We start from the raw sequence: 14169 nt of genomic DNA, 5'->3' as shown, positions 1-14169 counted from the left end.
GGCCGGCCGATGACCGCTCGAGCGGCCCGTCCGCGGATCGTCGTCACCAACCGGGCCTTTCCCGAGACCCTGGCGCTGCTCGCCGCCGACGGCGAGGTCGTCGCCAGCCGGGAGTCCGAGCCCTTGCCGCGGGCGCGGCTGGAAGCCGAGCTCGCCGACGCCGAGGCGCTGCTCGTCTTCATGACCGACCTGGTCGACGAGGCGCTGCTCGCCAAGGCGCCGCGGCTGAAGGTCGTCGGGGCCGCCCTCAAGGGCTTCGACAACATCGACGTGGCGGCCTGCCGGCGGCGCGGCGTGCAGGTGACGATCGTGCCCGACCTGCTGACCGTCCCGACGGCCGAGCTCGCCATCGGGCTGATGATCGGCCTGTCGCGCCACATCCTGCCGGGCGACCGGCTGGTGCGGGGCGGCGGCTTCGCTGGCTGGCGGCCGACGCTCTACGGCACCGGCCTGTCCGGCAGCACGGTCGGCATCCTCGGCCTCGGGCGAGTCGGGCGAGCCATCGCCGAGCGGCTCGGCCCCTTCGGCTGCAGCCTGCTCGGCTGCGATCCCGGCGCGGGGACGGAGCCGCCGCCGGCGGGCCTGCGCCCGGTGACCTTCGAGAGGCTGCTCGCGGCCAGCGACTTCCTGGTGCTGGCGGCGCCACTGACGCCGGCGACCGTCGGACTGTTCGGGCGCGAGGCGCTGGCGGCGCTCAAGCCGGGCGCCTTTCTGGTCAACTGCGCCCGCGGCTCGCTGGTCGAGGAGGCGGCCGTCGCCGAGGCGCTCGAGTCCGGACGGCTCGCCGGCTACGCCTCCGACGTCTTCGCCTTCGAGGACTGGGCGCGGCCGGACCGGCCGAGCGGCATCGAGCCGAGGCTGCTGGCCGCTTGCGACACCAGCCTGCTGACGCCGCACCTCGGATCGGCGGTCACTTCGCTCAGGCGCGAGATCGAGCTGGCGGCGGCGCGCAGCATCCTGGCCGTGCTCAGGGGCGAGACGCCGCCCGACTGCGTCACCGGCAGCGGCGAGGCGCGGGAGCCGGTCCGACCGTGATCAATCTGCTGCAGGTCCGGGCCTTCCTGACCGTCCTGGAGGCCGGCGGGCTTAGGCCCGCCGCCCGTCGGCTGGCGCTCTCGCCCTCGACCCTGCTGGAGCAGCTGCGCGGCCTCGAGCGGGAGCTCGGCAGCGTGCTGCTCCGGCGCGGCGGCGCGCCGCGCCCGACCGCGGCCGGCGAGCGGTTCCTGCCCCTGGCGCACGCCCTGCTGGACACGGCCGAGCGTGCGCAACGCCTGCTCCGTTCGCTGCCGCTGCGCCTCGCCGCCGCCAGCAACATCGGCGTCTACCTGCTGCAGCCTGCGCTCGCCGACTGGCAGGATGGGGCGGGGGGCCAGGCGGGCGAGGGTGGCGCGGAGCCGGGGCGCGAGACCGAGCTGTGGATCGGAAGCAACCCCGAGGCTGCCGCGAGGCTCGAGAGCGGGCAGGCGGACCTGGCGCTCCTCGAGTGGTGGGACGGCCGGCCGGGCTTCCGCGCCTGCAGCTGGCGGCGCGAGCCGCTGTGCCTGATCGCCGCGCCGCACCACCGCCTGGCCCGCCGCGAATCGGTGCCGCTCGAGGAGCTCGCCGGCGAGGTGCTGTTCGGCGGCGAGCGCGGCACTGGCACCGGTACGCTGCTGCGCCGGCAGCTCGGCGAAGGCGCCGGCGCCCTCGGGGCCATCGACGGCCTGGGCAGCACCGAGGCGGTCAAGCGCGCCGTGCGCAGCGGCCGGGGGCTGTCGCTGGTGCTGCGCGGTGCGGTCGAGGAGGAGGTCGCGGCCGGCAGCCTGGTGGCGCTCTCGCTCGACGGCCTCGACCTGGCCAAGGACCTCCAGATCGTGCTGCCGGAGAGACTGCCGCCGACCGCGCCCGCCGCCCGCTTCCGCGACTTCCTGCTGGCGCGGGAGGGCGCGGACGCCGCCCTGCCAGTCGAGGCGCTCAGTCCTCCGGCGGCTCTTCCTTGAGCAGGCGGGCGAAATCGGCGAGATCCTCGGCCAGCGCCAGGCGGCCCTTCTCCTCCAGCGCCCGGTAGCGCGCCAGGACCTCCTCGCCGAGCGGGGTCAGGCGGGCGCCGCCGCCGCCGCTGCCGCCGCGCGCGGCCTCGACCAGGGGGCCGGTGAAGCAGGCGTTCATGGTCTCGACCAGCAGCCAGGCGCGGCGATAGGACATGCCCATGGCCTTGGCCGCGCCGCTGATCGAGTGCACCCGGGCGATCGCCGCGAGCAGGTCGGCCTTGCCGGGGCCGACCGCGGTCGCCGAGCCGAGCAGGATGCGCAGGCGCGGCCGCGCGGTCATCAGCCGCTCGCGGCGCGCAGCCGCGCGAAGCCCGCCTCGAGATCGTCGATCAGGTCCTGCGGGTCCTCCAGGCCGGCGTGGAAGCGCAGCGTCGGGCCGCGACCGTCCCAGGGCCGCGCCGTACGCAACTTCTCGGGGCGGGTCGGCAGCACCAGGCTTTCGAAGCCGCCCCAGGAGGCGCCGATGCCGAACAGCTCGAGGCCGTCGACCAGAGCGGCGACGGCCGCGTCGCCGACTGGCTCGAGCTCGAGGCCGAACAGGCCGCAGGCGCCCGTGAAGTCGCGCCGCCAGAGGGCGTGGCCGGGGTCGCCGGGCAGGCCGGGATGGAAGACGCGGGCGACCTCCGGACGCGCGGCCAGCCAGGCGGCCAGCGCCAGGCCGGTCTCCTGATGGCGCGCGAGGCGCACCGAGAGCGTCCGCAGGCCGCGCAGAGCCAGCCAGGCGTCGTCGGCGCCGACCGCGTAGGCCAGCTCCTGGACCGTCTTCTTGATGCGCTCGTAGTGCGCCTCGGTGGTCGCGATCGTGCCGAGCATCGCGTCGGAGTGCCCGACGACGTACTTGGTGCCGGCCATGATCGAGACGTCGACGCCGTGGTCGAGCGGCCGGAAGTAGAGCGGCGTCGCCCAGGTGTTGTCGATCGCCGTGACGATGCCGCGGGCGCGCGCCGCCGCGGCGATCGCCGGCACGTCCTGCATCTCGAAGGTGAGCGAGCCCGGCGCCTCCAGGAAGACCAGCCGGGTGTTCGGCCGGATCAGCGCGTCGATGCCGGCGCCGACGCCGGGATCGTAGAAGCTGGTCTCGACGCCGATGCGCGCGAGCAGCCCCAGGCAGGTGCTGCGGTTCGGCGCGTAGACCGTGTCCGCGACCAGGGCGTGGTCGCCGGGGCCGAGAAAGGCGAGGTAGGTGGCGACGATGGCGGCCAGGCCGGAGGGCAGGGCGAGGGCGCCGTCCGCGCCCTCGAGCCGGGCGATCGCCTCGTTCAGGGCGAAGTGGGTCTGCGTGCCGAAGCGGCCGTACTGCATGAAGTCCGGCTCCATGCGGCGCGGCAGGGCGTCGGCCCAGGCGTCCAGGCTGTCGAACAGCACGGTCGAGGCGCGCACGACCGGCGGGTTGACCGCCCGCCCGCCGCGGGGCTCGAGGTCCCGGCCGGCATGGCCGAGTACCGTATCCGGGCGCCACTGCGGGTTTTCTCTCGCGGGCATCGCTTCGGTCCTCCTGGCGGGGCGTCGGGAGCCGGGGGGCAAGGGTCGCCGCCGGTCGGTGACCCTGTCTACGCGAAGCCGGCGGCGCGCGCCAAGGCACCTGCCAAAAGCTCATGGCAGCCATGATGGCTTGTATTGCCTTTGTGACTGGGATGTTTCATGGTTGCTCACGGGGCGAGCGTCCCGCGGCAGCGCAGGCTGTCTGCGGTGAGCTGAGGGGCGTCTCACCACAAAGACGACAAGCACGCCAACAGGGAAGGTCAAGAAATGAGAATGACGAAAATTTTCGTCGCCGCCGCCGCCGCGACCGCGCTCAGCGCGGGCGCCGCTGCCGCGCAATCGACGCTGGAGAACGTCAAGTCGAAGGGGCAGCTGCAGTGCGGCGTCTCGACCGGCCTTGCCGGCTTCTCCCAGACCGACGACCAGGGCCGCTGGGAAGGCTTCGACGTCGACTACTGCCGGGCCGTGGCCGCCGCCATCTTCGGCGACCCGGACAAGGTCGCCTTCACCCCGACGACCGCCAAGGAGCGCTTCACCGCGCTGCAGTCCGGCGAGATCGACATCCTGTCGCGCAACACGACCTGGACCCTGTCTCGCGACGTCCAGCTCGGCTTCGAGTTCATGGGCGTCTCCTACTACGACGGCCAGGGCTTCATGATCCGCAGCGACATGGGCATCGATTCGGCCAAGGACCTCGACGGCGCCAGCGTCTGCATCCAGACCGGCACGACCACGGAGCTCAACCTCGCGGACTACTTCCGCACCAACAACATGAGCTTCGAGCCGGTCACGATCGACACCTCGGACCAGGCCCGCGAGGCCTATGAGGCCGGTCGCTGCGACGTCTACACGACCGACGCCTCCGGCCTTGCCGCGCAGCGTTCCTCGATGGCCGACCCCTCGGCCCACAAGATCCTGCCGGAGATCATCTCCAAGGAGCCGCTCGGCCCGCTGGTCCGCCACGGCGACAACAACTGGGGCGATATCGGCCGCTGGGTGCTCAACGCCATGATCACCGCCGAAGAGCTCGGGGTGAACTCCGAGAACGTCGACGACATGAAGGCGAACACCGAGAACCCCGAGGTGCGCCGACTGCTCGGCACCGAGGGCGAGATGGGCGCGATGCTCGGCCTGCCGAACGAGTTCGGCTACAACGTCGTCAAGATGGTCGGCAACTACGCCGAGGTCTTCGAGCGCAACGTCGGCGTCGAGACGCCGCTCGGCCTGGAGCGCGGCCTGAACGCGCAGTGGACCGACGGCGGCATCCTCTACTCGCCGCCGTACCGCTGAGCCGATCCGGTCCCGCGCCGCGGAGCGATCCGCGGCGCGGGCGCCGGCAAGCGTGAGCGACGTTCTTCGATCTAGGGTCGAGCGGAACTGTCGGCTGCCGATCCGACGGCACGCCAGGGTCTGAGGCAGGGCCGGCCAAGGCGGCGACGACGACCGCCACGGCGCGACGGGAGGCGCCGTTTCCGATCGGGTTCCCCGGCGCCGGCCAGGACATCGGCACCACGGACAAGAGGGGGCGTAATGGCGGTCGATTCGGCCGAACGCGCGAAGCTTGGATCCTCCCTGTGGACGGACCAGCGGTTCCGCGGTCTTCTGTTCCAGGCGCTGACGATCGGAGTCGCCGGAACCTTCCTCGCCTTCATCATCAGCAATACCGCCAGCAACCTGGCCGCGCGCGGCATCGCCAGCGGCTTCGGCTTCCTCTCGATCCAGGCGGGATACGAGCTCGACAACACCCTGATCCCCTTCGGGCCGACCGACAGCCACGGCCGCGCCTTCGTCGTCGGCCTGCTCAACACCCTGCTGGTCTCGGCGGTCGGCGTCGTCATCGCCACCGTCGTCGGATTCATCCTCGGGGTGCTTCGGCTGACGCCGAACTGGCTGCTGTCGAAGGCGGTCTACTGGTACGTCGAGATCGTCCGCAACGTGCCGCTGCTGCTGCAGATCTACTTCTGGTACTCGGTGATGATCGCGCTGCCGCAGGTGCGCAACGCGGTCGACCTGGGCATCGGCGTCTTCATCTCTAACCGCGGCCTGCAGGCGCCGGCGCCGATTCTCGAGCCGGGCTTCTCGATCGTGCCGCTGGCCCTGCTGGCGGCGATCGTCGGCGCCATCGCGCTGGTGCGCTGGGCGCGCAAGCGGCAGGCGGCGACCGGGCAGGTCTTTCCTGTCTTCCGGGTGAACCTGGCCCTGATTCTGCTGCTGCCGGTAATCGCCTACCTGGCCGCCGGCCGGCCGCTCGGCTTCGAGATCCCGGTGCTCGGCAACTTCGGCTTCCGCGGCGGCTTCACCGTCACGCCCGAGTTCGTGGCGCTGCTGCTCGCCCTGTCGTTCTACACCGCCGCCTTCATCGCCGAGATCGTGCGCGCCGGCATCCTGGCGATCAGCCACGGCCAGACCGAGGCCGCCTTAGCGCTGGGCCTCAAGCCGCGCTGGACCATGCGGCTGATCATCATCCCGCAGGCGCTGCGCGTGATCGTGCCGCCGCTGACCAGCCAGTACCTGAACCTGACCAAGAACTCCTCGCTCGGGGTGGCGATCGGCTACGCCGAGCTGGTCGCGACCCTGAGCGGCATCACGCTCAACCAGACCGGCCAGGCGGTCGAGTGCATCGCGCTGACCATGGCGGTCTATCTGACGATCTCGCTGAGCATCTCGTTCGTGATGAACCTCTACAACCGCCGCATCGCGCTGGTGGAGCGCTGACGCCATGGTGATGTCGGAAAGCCAGGTCCCCCAGGACGACGGATCCACCTACGCGCCGGGCCAGCACCCGGACCTGCCGCCGCCGCCGGGCACGGTGGGCCTGATCGGATGGCTGCGCGGCAACCTCTTCTCGGGCCCGATCAACACGGTGGCGACGCTGGTCACCCTGGTGCTGCTCTATCTCGTGATCGTGCCGATCGCGAACTGGGCAGTGGTCGACTCGGTGGTGACGGGCGAGGATCGCCGGGTCTGCGACCTCGGTCGCACCTCGGCGTTGATCGGCGAGAACGCCCGCGCCTTCGACCCCGAGCACTACGCGCTCGATCCCGGCGCCGAGGGCCTGACCGCGCGCCAGGCGGCGCGGGTCCGGGTCGAGCAGATGGCGGCGCGCTCGCTGTTCCTCGGCAGCCCGAGCCTGCTCGGCGTCTTCCTCGACCGCTATGCCCAGACCGAGCAGGCCGGCCTGGTGCCGGACAGCCTGCTGCCGGTGATGGAGCAGGTGCGCCCGGCCGAGCTCGCGCCGCAGCTCGCCGAGGCGGTCGAGACGGACAACGTGCCGGCGGCCCTGGAGATCTACGACGAGCTGATGCCGCTGGCCGCCTGGGGCGACTCCTACGACGGCGCCTGCTGGGTCGTCATCAAGCAGCGCTTTACCCTCTTCATGGTCGGCTTCTACGACCGCGACCAGCTGTGGCGCCCGCTGGTCGCCTTCCTCGGCCTGCTGATCGCGGTGCCGCCGCTGCTCTTCGCCGGCATGCCGCAGCGTCCCCGGGCCCTGTGGTTCAGCGCCGCCTATCCCTTCGTGGCGTACTGGCTGCTGACCGGGGTCGAGCTGGCCCACGGCCCGCTGCGCCTGCTGCTCGGCCTGCTGGTGCTGCTGGCCGCGGTGGCGCCCTTCGCCTGGTCGGGCCTGACGGCGCGCAGCCGGCTGCTGGTCTTCAGCTACCTGGCGCCGGTGCTGGCGGTCGCGCTGTTCTTCGCCTTCGGGCCCGAGCCGCTGGTTGGCTTCGAGCAGGCCAGGATCGCCACCGAGGTGACGCCGCAGATGGCGGAGGTCAACAGCCGCCTGACCGTGGGCCAGAACATCGCCCTGCCGACCGGCCCGGTCGACCAGATCTTCTCCGGGCGGCTCTATCTGCTTGGCCTGGCGCTCTCGCCGCTCTGGTGGATGATCTTCGGCGCGCTCTTCCTGTGGGGCCTGCGCGCCGTGCTGCGGCAGGTCGCCGGCCAGGCCGGCGAGGCGGAGTGGCGCGCCGCCCGTCCGGCGGTCGTCGCCGCCGCGCTGCTGTCCGCCATGATCCTCTTCGCCGGCAACCAGATCAGCCAGGACACGTTGTCCCTGTCGGTCGTCGGCACCGACAAGTGGGGCGGCCTGCTGGCGACCATGGTCACCGGCCTGGTCGGCATCACGGCGAGCCTGCCGATCGGCATCCTGCTCGCGCTCGGCCGGCGCTCGCGCCTGCCGGTCGTGCGCGCGCTCTCGGTCGCCTTCATCGAGACGGTGCGCGGCGTGCCGCTGATCACCATCCTGTTCATGAGCTCGGTGATGCTGCCGCTGTTCCTGCCGGAGGGCATGAACTTCGACAAGTTCCTGCGCGCCCTGATCGGCGTCGCGCTCTTCGCCTCGGCCTACATGGCGGAGGTCGTGCGCGGCGGGCTGCAGGCGATCCCCAAGGGCCAGTACGAGGCGGCCGACGCCCTCGGCCTGACCTACTGGAAGAACATGCGTCTGGTGGTCCTGCCGCAGGCCCTGAAGATCGTCATCCCGGGCATCGTCAACACCTTCATCGGCCTGTTCAAGGACACCACGCTGCTCGGCATCATCGGCATCCTCGACCTGCTCCAGGTCGCCAAGTCGACCAACTCGGACTCCAACTGGATCGGCTTCTTCCAGGAGACCTACATCTTCGTCGGGGCGATCTTCTTCGTCTTCTGCTTCACCATGTCCCGCTATTCGATCTATCTGGAAAAGAAGCTCGAAACCGGTCATGGACGCCGCTAGCGCCACGCCACCAGCCACGGATAACCAGCCACCATGAGCGATTCCCAAAGCCATACGACCGCACAGGCCGAGCCCCGGATGCAGGTCTCCGACGAGGTGGCCATCGAGATCCGCAACATGCACAAGTGGTTCGGCGAGTTCCACGTGCTGAAGAACATCAACCTCAAGGTCCACAAGGGCGAGCGTATCGTCGTCTGCGGGCCCTCGGGGTCGGGCAAGTCGACCCTGATCCGCTGCATCAACCGCCTGGAGCAGCACCAGAAGGGCGACATCTTCGTCAGCGGCGTCGAGCTGACCGACGACATCAAGAACATCGCCGAGATCCGCCGCGAGGTCGGCATGGTGTTCCAGCACTTCAACCTCTTCCCGCACCTGACCGTGCTCGACAACTGCACCCTGGCGCCGATCTGGGTGCGCAAGCTGCCCAAGCGCGAGGCCGAGGAGGCCGCCATGAAGTACCTGGAGCGGGTGCGCATCCCCGAGCAGGCGCACAAGTTCCCGGGGCAGCTCTCGGGCGGCCAGCAGCAGCGCGTCGCGATCGCCCGCTCGCTCTGCATGAATCCCGAGATCATGCTCTTCGACGAGCCGACCTCGGCGCTCGACCCCGAGATGATCTCCGAAGTGCTGGACACCATGGTGGCGCTCGCCGAGTCCGGCATGACCATGATCTGCGTGACCCACGAGATGGGCTTCGCGCGCAAGGTCGCGAACCGCGTCATCTTCATGGACGGCGGCGAGATCATCGAGGAGAACGACCCCGAGACCTTCTTCAACGACCCGCAGAACGAGCGCACCCAGCTGTTCCTCAGCCAGATACTGCAGCACTAGGGCAGGCGCGCCGGAGCCCGGCCGGGAACGTCGGCCGGCGCCGGCAAGCGGCTTGATCCGGCGCGCCGACCCCGGCAGGTTGCCGGCAGGATGAGAAAGCCCGTGTCAGCAGAGACCCGGCCGGCGGACGAGGTGCTCGGCGGCCGCTCCCTGGTTCACCAGACCCCGCAGCTCTATGGCCTGATCCGCTCGCGGCTCTGGGCCCAGGTGCTGGCCGGGCTGGTGCTGGGAATCCTGGTCGGCTGGCTGCTCGGCGAGAGCGAGGGCTGGCTCGATCCGGTGTGGGCGGGGCGGATCGCGGCCTGGCTCGCCTTTCCCGGCCACTTCTTCCTGGCCGTCATCAAGTTCGTCGTGATCCCCCTGGTCCTGGCCTCGGTGGTCCGCGGCGTCGCCGCCGGCGGCGACGTCGGCACTCTGAAGCGGCTCGGCGGCCGGGTCGTGCTGATCTTCCTGCTGATGACCGTGGCGGCGGTGGCGCTCGGCCTCGGCCTGGCGCTCTGGCTGCGCCCGGGCGCCGGCCTCGAGGGTGTCCTGCTGCAGCCTCTGGCGGGGGCGGCGCCGGTCCTGGCCCAGCCGGCCGACGCCGTGCCGCTGACCGAGCGGCTGATCGCGATCCTGCCGCAGAACCCCTTCGCCGAGCTGGCCGGCGGCGACATGCTGCAGATCGTCATCGGCGCCGGTCTCGTCGGCGCCGCGCTCCTGATGGTGCCGCGCGACCAGGCGCGCCCCTTCTTCGAGCTGATGGGCTCGATCCAGGCGGCCTGCATGGTCGTCGTCGGCTGGGTCATGAAGATCGCGCCGCTGGCGGTCTTCGGCCTGCTCTGCGAGATCTCGGCGCGCGTCGGCGTCTCGGCGATCGTCAGCGTCGCCGCCTACGTCGGCACCGTGCTGCTCGGCCTGCTCTGCCTGCTGCTGCTGTTCGTGGCCGTGGTCGCGCTGCTGGCGCGGCGCTCGCCGCTCGCCTTCCTGCAGGCGGTGCGCGAGGTCGCGCTGCTCGCCTTCTCGACCTCGAGCTCGGCGGCCGTGATGCCGCTGTCCCTGAGCACGGCCGAGACCAAGCTGCGGGTCCGCAGCGCGGTCAGCCGCTTCGTGGTGCCGCTGGGGACGACCATCAACATGTCCGGCACCGCGCTCTATCAGGGCGTGGCGGCGCTGTTCCTGGCGCAGGTCTACGGCGTCGAGATCGGCCTGTCCGGCATGCTGCTGATCGTCGTCACCGCGGTCGGCACCTCGATCGGCTCGCCGGGAACGCCGGGCGTCGGCATCGTCATCCTGGCAACGATCCTGGAGGGCGTGGGCATTCCCGCGGCCGGCATCGCGCTGATCATCGGCGTCGACCGTCTGCTCGACATGGCGCGCACCGCCGTCAACGTGGTCGGCGACCTCGTCGCCTGCGTGCTGGTCGAGCGCTGGCTCGGCGTCGAGGCGGCCCAGGCGGCGGAGGCGCTGGCCCCGCCGCCGGAGCCGGGCCCGTCGGGCTGAGGGCGAAAGCTCAGGGGCGCGGCGGCAGGATGCCGATGGCGCGCGGGTCGACGATGGTCTTGGTCTCCTGGCGCACGGGCGAGAAGCCGACCTTCTGGTAGAGCGGCAGGGCGCGCGGATGGTCGAGCGTGCAGGTGTTGACCGTGAGTCGGCCGGGCTTGCGCTCCCAGGCGGTCTCGACCGCCGCCTGCAGGAACCAGTTGCCCAGGCCCTGGCCGACGAACTCCGGCATCAGCCCGAACATGCCGAGGTCGAGGCCGTCGGGATCGCGCCCGTCGAGCTCGAAGAAGCCGGCCGGCTGGCCCTCGACGTAGAGCACGTAGACCTCGACCCGCTCGTCCCGGAGGTAGGCGGCCAGCGTCTCGTCGGGGAGGATGCGCCGCTCCCACCAGGTCCACTCCTCGCCGACCGCGTCGTAGAGGAAACGATAGAACTTCAGCGACGGCCGCTGCGCGCGCAGCAGCGCGACCCGCCGGTTCAACGGCGGGTGGCTCGCCTCGAGCCGGGGCGGCGCCGTCATCTCGAGGTAGGTGACCGTGACCTGCAGGGTCGCCGGCTCGACCGGCTGGGGGCCTTTGACCTGCTTCAGCCAGCGCGCCAGGATCAGACGCGGCGTCAGCTCGTAGCCGAGCGACTCGTAGAAGCGCCGCACGCCCTCGTTGGTCGGCCGGATCATCAGCTGGACCTTGGGCACGCCGCGCTCGGCGAGCCAGTCCTCGGCGGCGCGCACCAGCTTGCGGCCCAGGCCCTGGTGCTGCAGCTTCGGCTCGACGGCGAGCTGGTAGAGCCAGCCGCGGTGGCCGTCGTGGCCGACGCAGACCGTGCCGACGAGAAGGCCGCCGCGCTCGCAGACCAGGATCTCGGCGTCGGAGGAGCGCTGCCAGAGCGCCACGTCCTCGGCCGGGTCGTTGTAGGAAACGCTGATGCCGCAGCGGCGCCAGAGCTCGGCGCAGGCCAGGAAGTCGGCTTCGCGGTAGGGGCGCAGGGCGTAGCCTGCCGGCGTCAGCTCGGGCATCGGCCGCTCAGCGCGAGGCGCCGGGCTCGGCCGCGCCGCCCGCGGGCGGCCCGGTCTCGATGGGCGGGCCCTCGGGCAGGCCCCACTCCGACCAGGAGCCGTCGTAGAGCGCCAGCCTGCCGGCGCCGACGCGGGCCAGGCCGAGCAGCAGCACGCAGGCGGTGACGCCCGAGCCGCAGGTCGTCACAACGGGGCGCACGGGATCGACGCCGGCTGCCGCGAAGCGCTCGCGCAGCCGGTCCGGCGGCAGCAGGGTGCCGTCGGCGGTGTCGAGCAGCTCGACGAAGGGCAGGCTGAGGCTGCCCGGGATGTGGCCGCGTCGCTGGCCCGGCCGGACCTCCTCGACCTCGCCGCGGAAGCGCTCGCCGGCGCGCGCGTCGACCAGCTGCTCGCGGCGGCTGCCGACATTGGCCTCGACCTGCTCCAGGTCGCGCAGCAGCAGGGTGTTGAGGCGCGCCGTGAAGTGGCGCTCGCCCGGGTGCACCGGGCGGTCGTCGACCGGCCGGCCCTCGGCCAGCCACTTCGGCAGGCCGCCGTCCAGCACCGCGACGTCCTCGTGGCCGTAGACGCGGAAGGACCACCAGACGCGGGCCGCCGAGAACAGGCCGCGGCGGTCGTAGACGACGATGCGGTTGCCGTCGCCGAGCCCGAGCCGGCGGACCTTGGCGGCGAAGACCTCCGGCGGCGGCAGCATGTGGGGCAGGGGGCTGGCCGGGTCCTTGATCTCGTCGATGTCGAAGAAGACGGCGCCCGGGATGTGCTCCTGCTCGTACTCGGCGCGCGCGTCGCGGCCCTCGCCCGGCAGGAAGTAGCTGGCGTCGACGATGCGCACGTCGGGGGCGCTCAGGTGCGCAGCCAGCCACTCGGTCGAGACGAGGCAGCGCTCGGCGAGCTGCTCCCGCTGTCGCGTGCTCCGGCGTTCGGCGCTCTCGGTCATGGCAGGCTCAGTCCTCGGCGAAGCGGATGTTGACCCGGCGGTTCTGCCGGCCCTTGTTCTCGATCTTGCCGACCTCGACGCGGCCGATCTCGCCGGTGCGGGCGACATGGGTGCCGCCGCAGGCCTGGAGGTCGACGCCCTCGATGTCGAGCAGGCGGACGCGGCCGCTGCCGCTCGGCGGGCGCACCGACAGGGTCCGCACCAGGTTGGCGTCGCCGGCCAGCTCGGCCTCCGTGACCCAGCGCGGGCGGACCGGATGGTCCTCGGCGACCAATCGGTTCAGGCCCTCGGTCAGCGCCGCCTTGTCGAGCGCGTCGCCGGGCACGGCGAAGTCGAGCCGGGCCTTGCCCTCGCCGATCTGACCGCCGGTCACGTCGCCCTCGACCAGCGAGCAGAGCAGGTGCATGCAGGTGTGCAGGCGCATGAAGCGGTGGCGGCGCTCCCAGTCGAGCTCCGCGGTCACCCGCGTGCCCGGCGCCGGCGCCTGGGCGCCGGCCTCGAGCAGATGGAGGACGTCGTCCGGCCCCTCGCCCTTGCGGGTGTCGAGGATGCGCGCGCTGCCGCCGTCCCAGGTCAGGCGGCCGCTGTCGCCCGGCTGGCCGCCCGATTCGGCGTAGAAGACGGTGCGGTCCAGGCGCAGGCCCTCGGGACCGGCCGAGACGACCTCGGCCTCGCAGCGCGTCAGGTAGGCGTCGTCGCGGAACAGCAGCTCGGTCATGGCTTCTCCGATGGGCGTGGGTCCAAGGGGCGCGGGCTCACGTCAGCCAGGCCGGCGTCGGCAGGCCCTTTTCGCTCAGGAAGGCGGGATTGAACAGCCTGCTGGCATAGCGCATCCCGGAATCGCAGAGGACGGTCACGACGGTGTGGCCGGGGCCGAGCTCGCGGGCGAGGCGGATCGCGCCGGCGACGTTGACGCCGCTCGATCCGCCCAGGCAGAGGCCCTCGCGCGCCAGCAGGTCGAAGACAACGGCGACCGATTCGGCATCGGGGATCCGGTAGGCCAGGTCGATCGGCGCCTGCTCCAGGTTGGCGGTGATCCGGCCCTGGCCGATGCCCTCGGTGATCGAGCTGCCCTCGGCCTTCAGCGAGCCGTGGGCGTAGTGGTGCCAGAGCGCCGAGCCGGGCGGGTCGGCCAGGGCGACCCGCACCGTCGGCTTGCGCTGCTTCAGGGCCATGGCGACGCCGGCCAGGGTGCCGCCGGTGCCGACCGCCGAGACGAAGCCGTCGATCTCGCCGTCGGTCTGCGCCCAGATCTCCGGGCCGGTCGTCTCGAAATGGCCCTGGCGGTTGGCCAGGTTGTCGAACTGGTTGGCCCAGATCGCGCCCTCGGGCTCGCTCTCGGCCAGCTCCTCCGCCAGCCGGCGCGAGACGTGCACGTAGTTGCCCGGGTCCTTGTAGGGCTTGGCCGGTACCTCGTGCAGCTCGGCGCCGCAGAGCCGCAGCATGTCCTTCTTCTCCCGGCTCTGGGTCTCCGGGATCACGATGACGGTGCGATAGCCGCGCGCGCGGCCGACCAGCGCGAGGCCGATGCCGGTGTTGCCGGCCGTGCCCTCGACGATCACGCCGCCGGGCCTGAGCAGGCCGCGCCGCTCCGCGTCGGCGACGATGGCGAGAGCCGCGCGGTCCTTGACCGAGCCGCCCGGGTTGAGGAACTCGGCCTTGCCCAGGATCGTGCAGC

At 71.8% G+C, this 14169-nt stretch carries 13 protein-coding genes; 7 read left to right on the top strand and 6 right to left on the bottom strand.

All coding sequences use genetic code 11. The annotated features are described in order from the left end of the window. Window positions 1–9: 9 nt before the first annotated feature. Together WD341_RS20615 and WD341_RS20610 are read left to right on the top strand one after the other, a co-directional pair. Complete coding sequence (locus WD341_RS20615) at window positions 10–1035, top strand: NAD(P)-dependent oxidoreductase (protein WP_368427377.1); 1026 nt, start codon at window positions 10–12, stop codon at window positions 1033–1035. Continuing rightward, window positions 1032–1979 (top strand): LysR family transcriptional regulator, encoded by a 948-nt coding sequence (locus WD341_RS20610; RefSeq protein ID WP_368427376.1) that lies wholly within the window; start codon window positions 1032–1034, stop codon window positions 1977–1979. The genes WD341_RS20615 and WD341_RS20610 overlap by 4 nt, the downstream gene beginning before the upstream one ends. Here WD341_RS20610 and WD341_RS20605 read toward each other — a convergent pair. Then, a complete protein-coding gene (locus WD341_RS20605; RefSeq protein WP_368427375.1) occupies window positions 1954–2310 on the bottom strand; it encodes a winged helix-turn-helix domain-containing protein in 357 nt (118 codons plus the stop codon). The two genes, WD341_RS20610 and WD341_RS20605, sit on opposite strands and share 26 nt — an antisense overlap. Further along, entirely contained in the window at window positions 2310–3512 is a 1203-nt protein-coding gene (gene metC / locus WD341_RS20600) for a cystathionine beta-lyase (protein ID WP_368427374.1), read from the bottom strand. The genes WD341_RS20605 and metC overlap by 1 nt, the downstream gene beginning before the upstream one ends. Window positions 3513–3779: 267 nt before the next feature. On the opposite strand from metC, the gene WD341_RS20595 reads away from it, so the two are divergent. The 5 genes from WD341_RS20595 to WD341_RS20575 all read left to right on the top strand — a co-directional run bounded on the left by WD341_RS20595 (window position 3780) and on the right by WD341_RS20575 (window position 10539). Further along, complete coding sequence (locus WD341_RS20595; protein ID WP_368427373.1) at window positions 3780–4802, top strand: amino acid ABC transporter substrate-binding protein; 1023 nt, start codon at window positions 3780–3782, stop codon at window positions 4800–4802. A 240-nt stretch (window positions 4803–5042) separates the two neighbouring features. Beyond that, window positions 5043–6227, top strand: coding sequence for an amino acid ABC transporter permease (locus WD341_RS20590; protein ID WP_368427372.1), 1185 nt, complete (start codon window positions 5043–5045; stop codon window positions 6225–6227). A gap of 4 nt (window positions 6228–6231) precedes the next feature. Then, the gene (locus tag WD341_RS20585; protein ID WP_368427371.1) at window positions 6232–8229 is read left to right on the top strand and encodes an amino acid ABC transporter permease; all 1998 of its coding nucleotides are present in this window, start codon (window positions 6232–6234) and stop codon (window positions 8227–8229) included. Between the two features lie 78 nt (window positions 8230–8307). Beyond that, window positions 8308–9057, top strand: a complete 750-nt coding sequence (locus tag WD341_RS20580; protein WP_368427428.1) for an amino acid ABC transporter ATP-binding protein — start codon at window positions 8308–8310, stop codon at window positions 9055–9057. A 102-nt stretch (window positions 9058–9159) separates the two neighbouring features. After that, the gene (locus WD341_RS20575; protein ID WP_368427370.1) at window positions 9160–10539 is read left to right on the top strand and encodes a dicarboxylate/amino acid:cation symporter; all 1380 of its coding nucleotides are present in this window, start codon (window positions 9160–9162) and stop codon (window positions 10537–10539) included. A 10-nt stretch (window positions 10540–10549) separates the two neighbouring features. Here the strand turns inward: WD341_RS20575 and WD341_RS20570 are convergent, their stop codons facing one another. The 4 genes from WD341_RS20570 to WD341_RS20555 all read right to left on the bottom strand — a co-directional run. After that, window positions 10550–11554, bottom strand: coding sequence for a GNAT family acetyltransferase (locus WD341_RS20570; protein ID WP_368427369.1), 1005 nt, complete (start codon window positions 11552–11554; stop codon window positions 10550–10552). A 7-nt stretch (window positions 11555–11561) separates the two neighbouring features. Continuing rightward, the gene (gene sseA / locus WD341_RS20565; protein WP_368427368.1) at window positions 11562–12491 is read right to left on the bottom strand and encodes a 3-mercaptopyruvate sulfurtransferase; all 930 of its coding nucleotides are present in this window, start codon (window positions 12489–12491) and stop codon (window positions 11562–11564) included. 7 nt (window positions 12492–12498) lie between these two features. After that, on the bottom strand, window positions 12499–13209 hold the full coding sequence (locus tag WD341_RS20560; protein ID WP_368427367.1) for an alanyl-tRNA editing protein: 711 nt from the start codon (window positions 13207–13209) through the stop codon (window positions 12499–12501). A 37-nt stretch (window positions 13210–13246) separates the two neighbouring features. Beyond that, window positions 13247–14169: cysteine synthase A (locus tag WD341_RS20555; RefSeq protein ID WP_368427366.1), on the bottom strand; the 923-nt coding region annotated here is incomplete at its 5' end.

This window comes from Tistlia sp. (genome assembly GCF_040905785.1).
Lineage (GTDB): Bacteria > Pseudomonadota > Alphaproteobacteria > Kiloniellales > DSM-21159 > Tistlia.
This window is presented reverse-complemented; position numbering and strand designations above follow the sequence as displayed.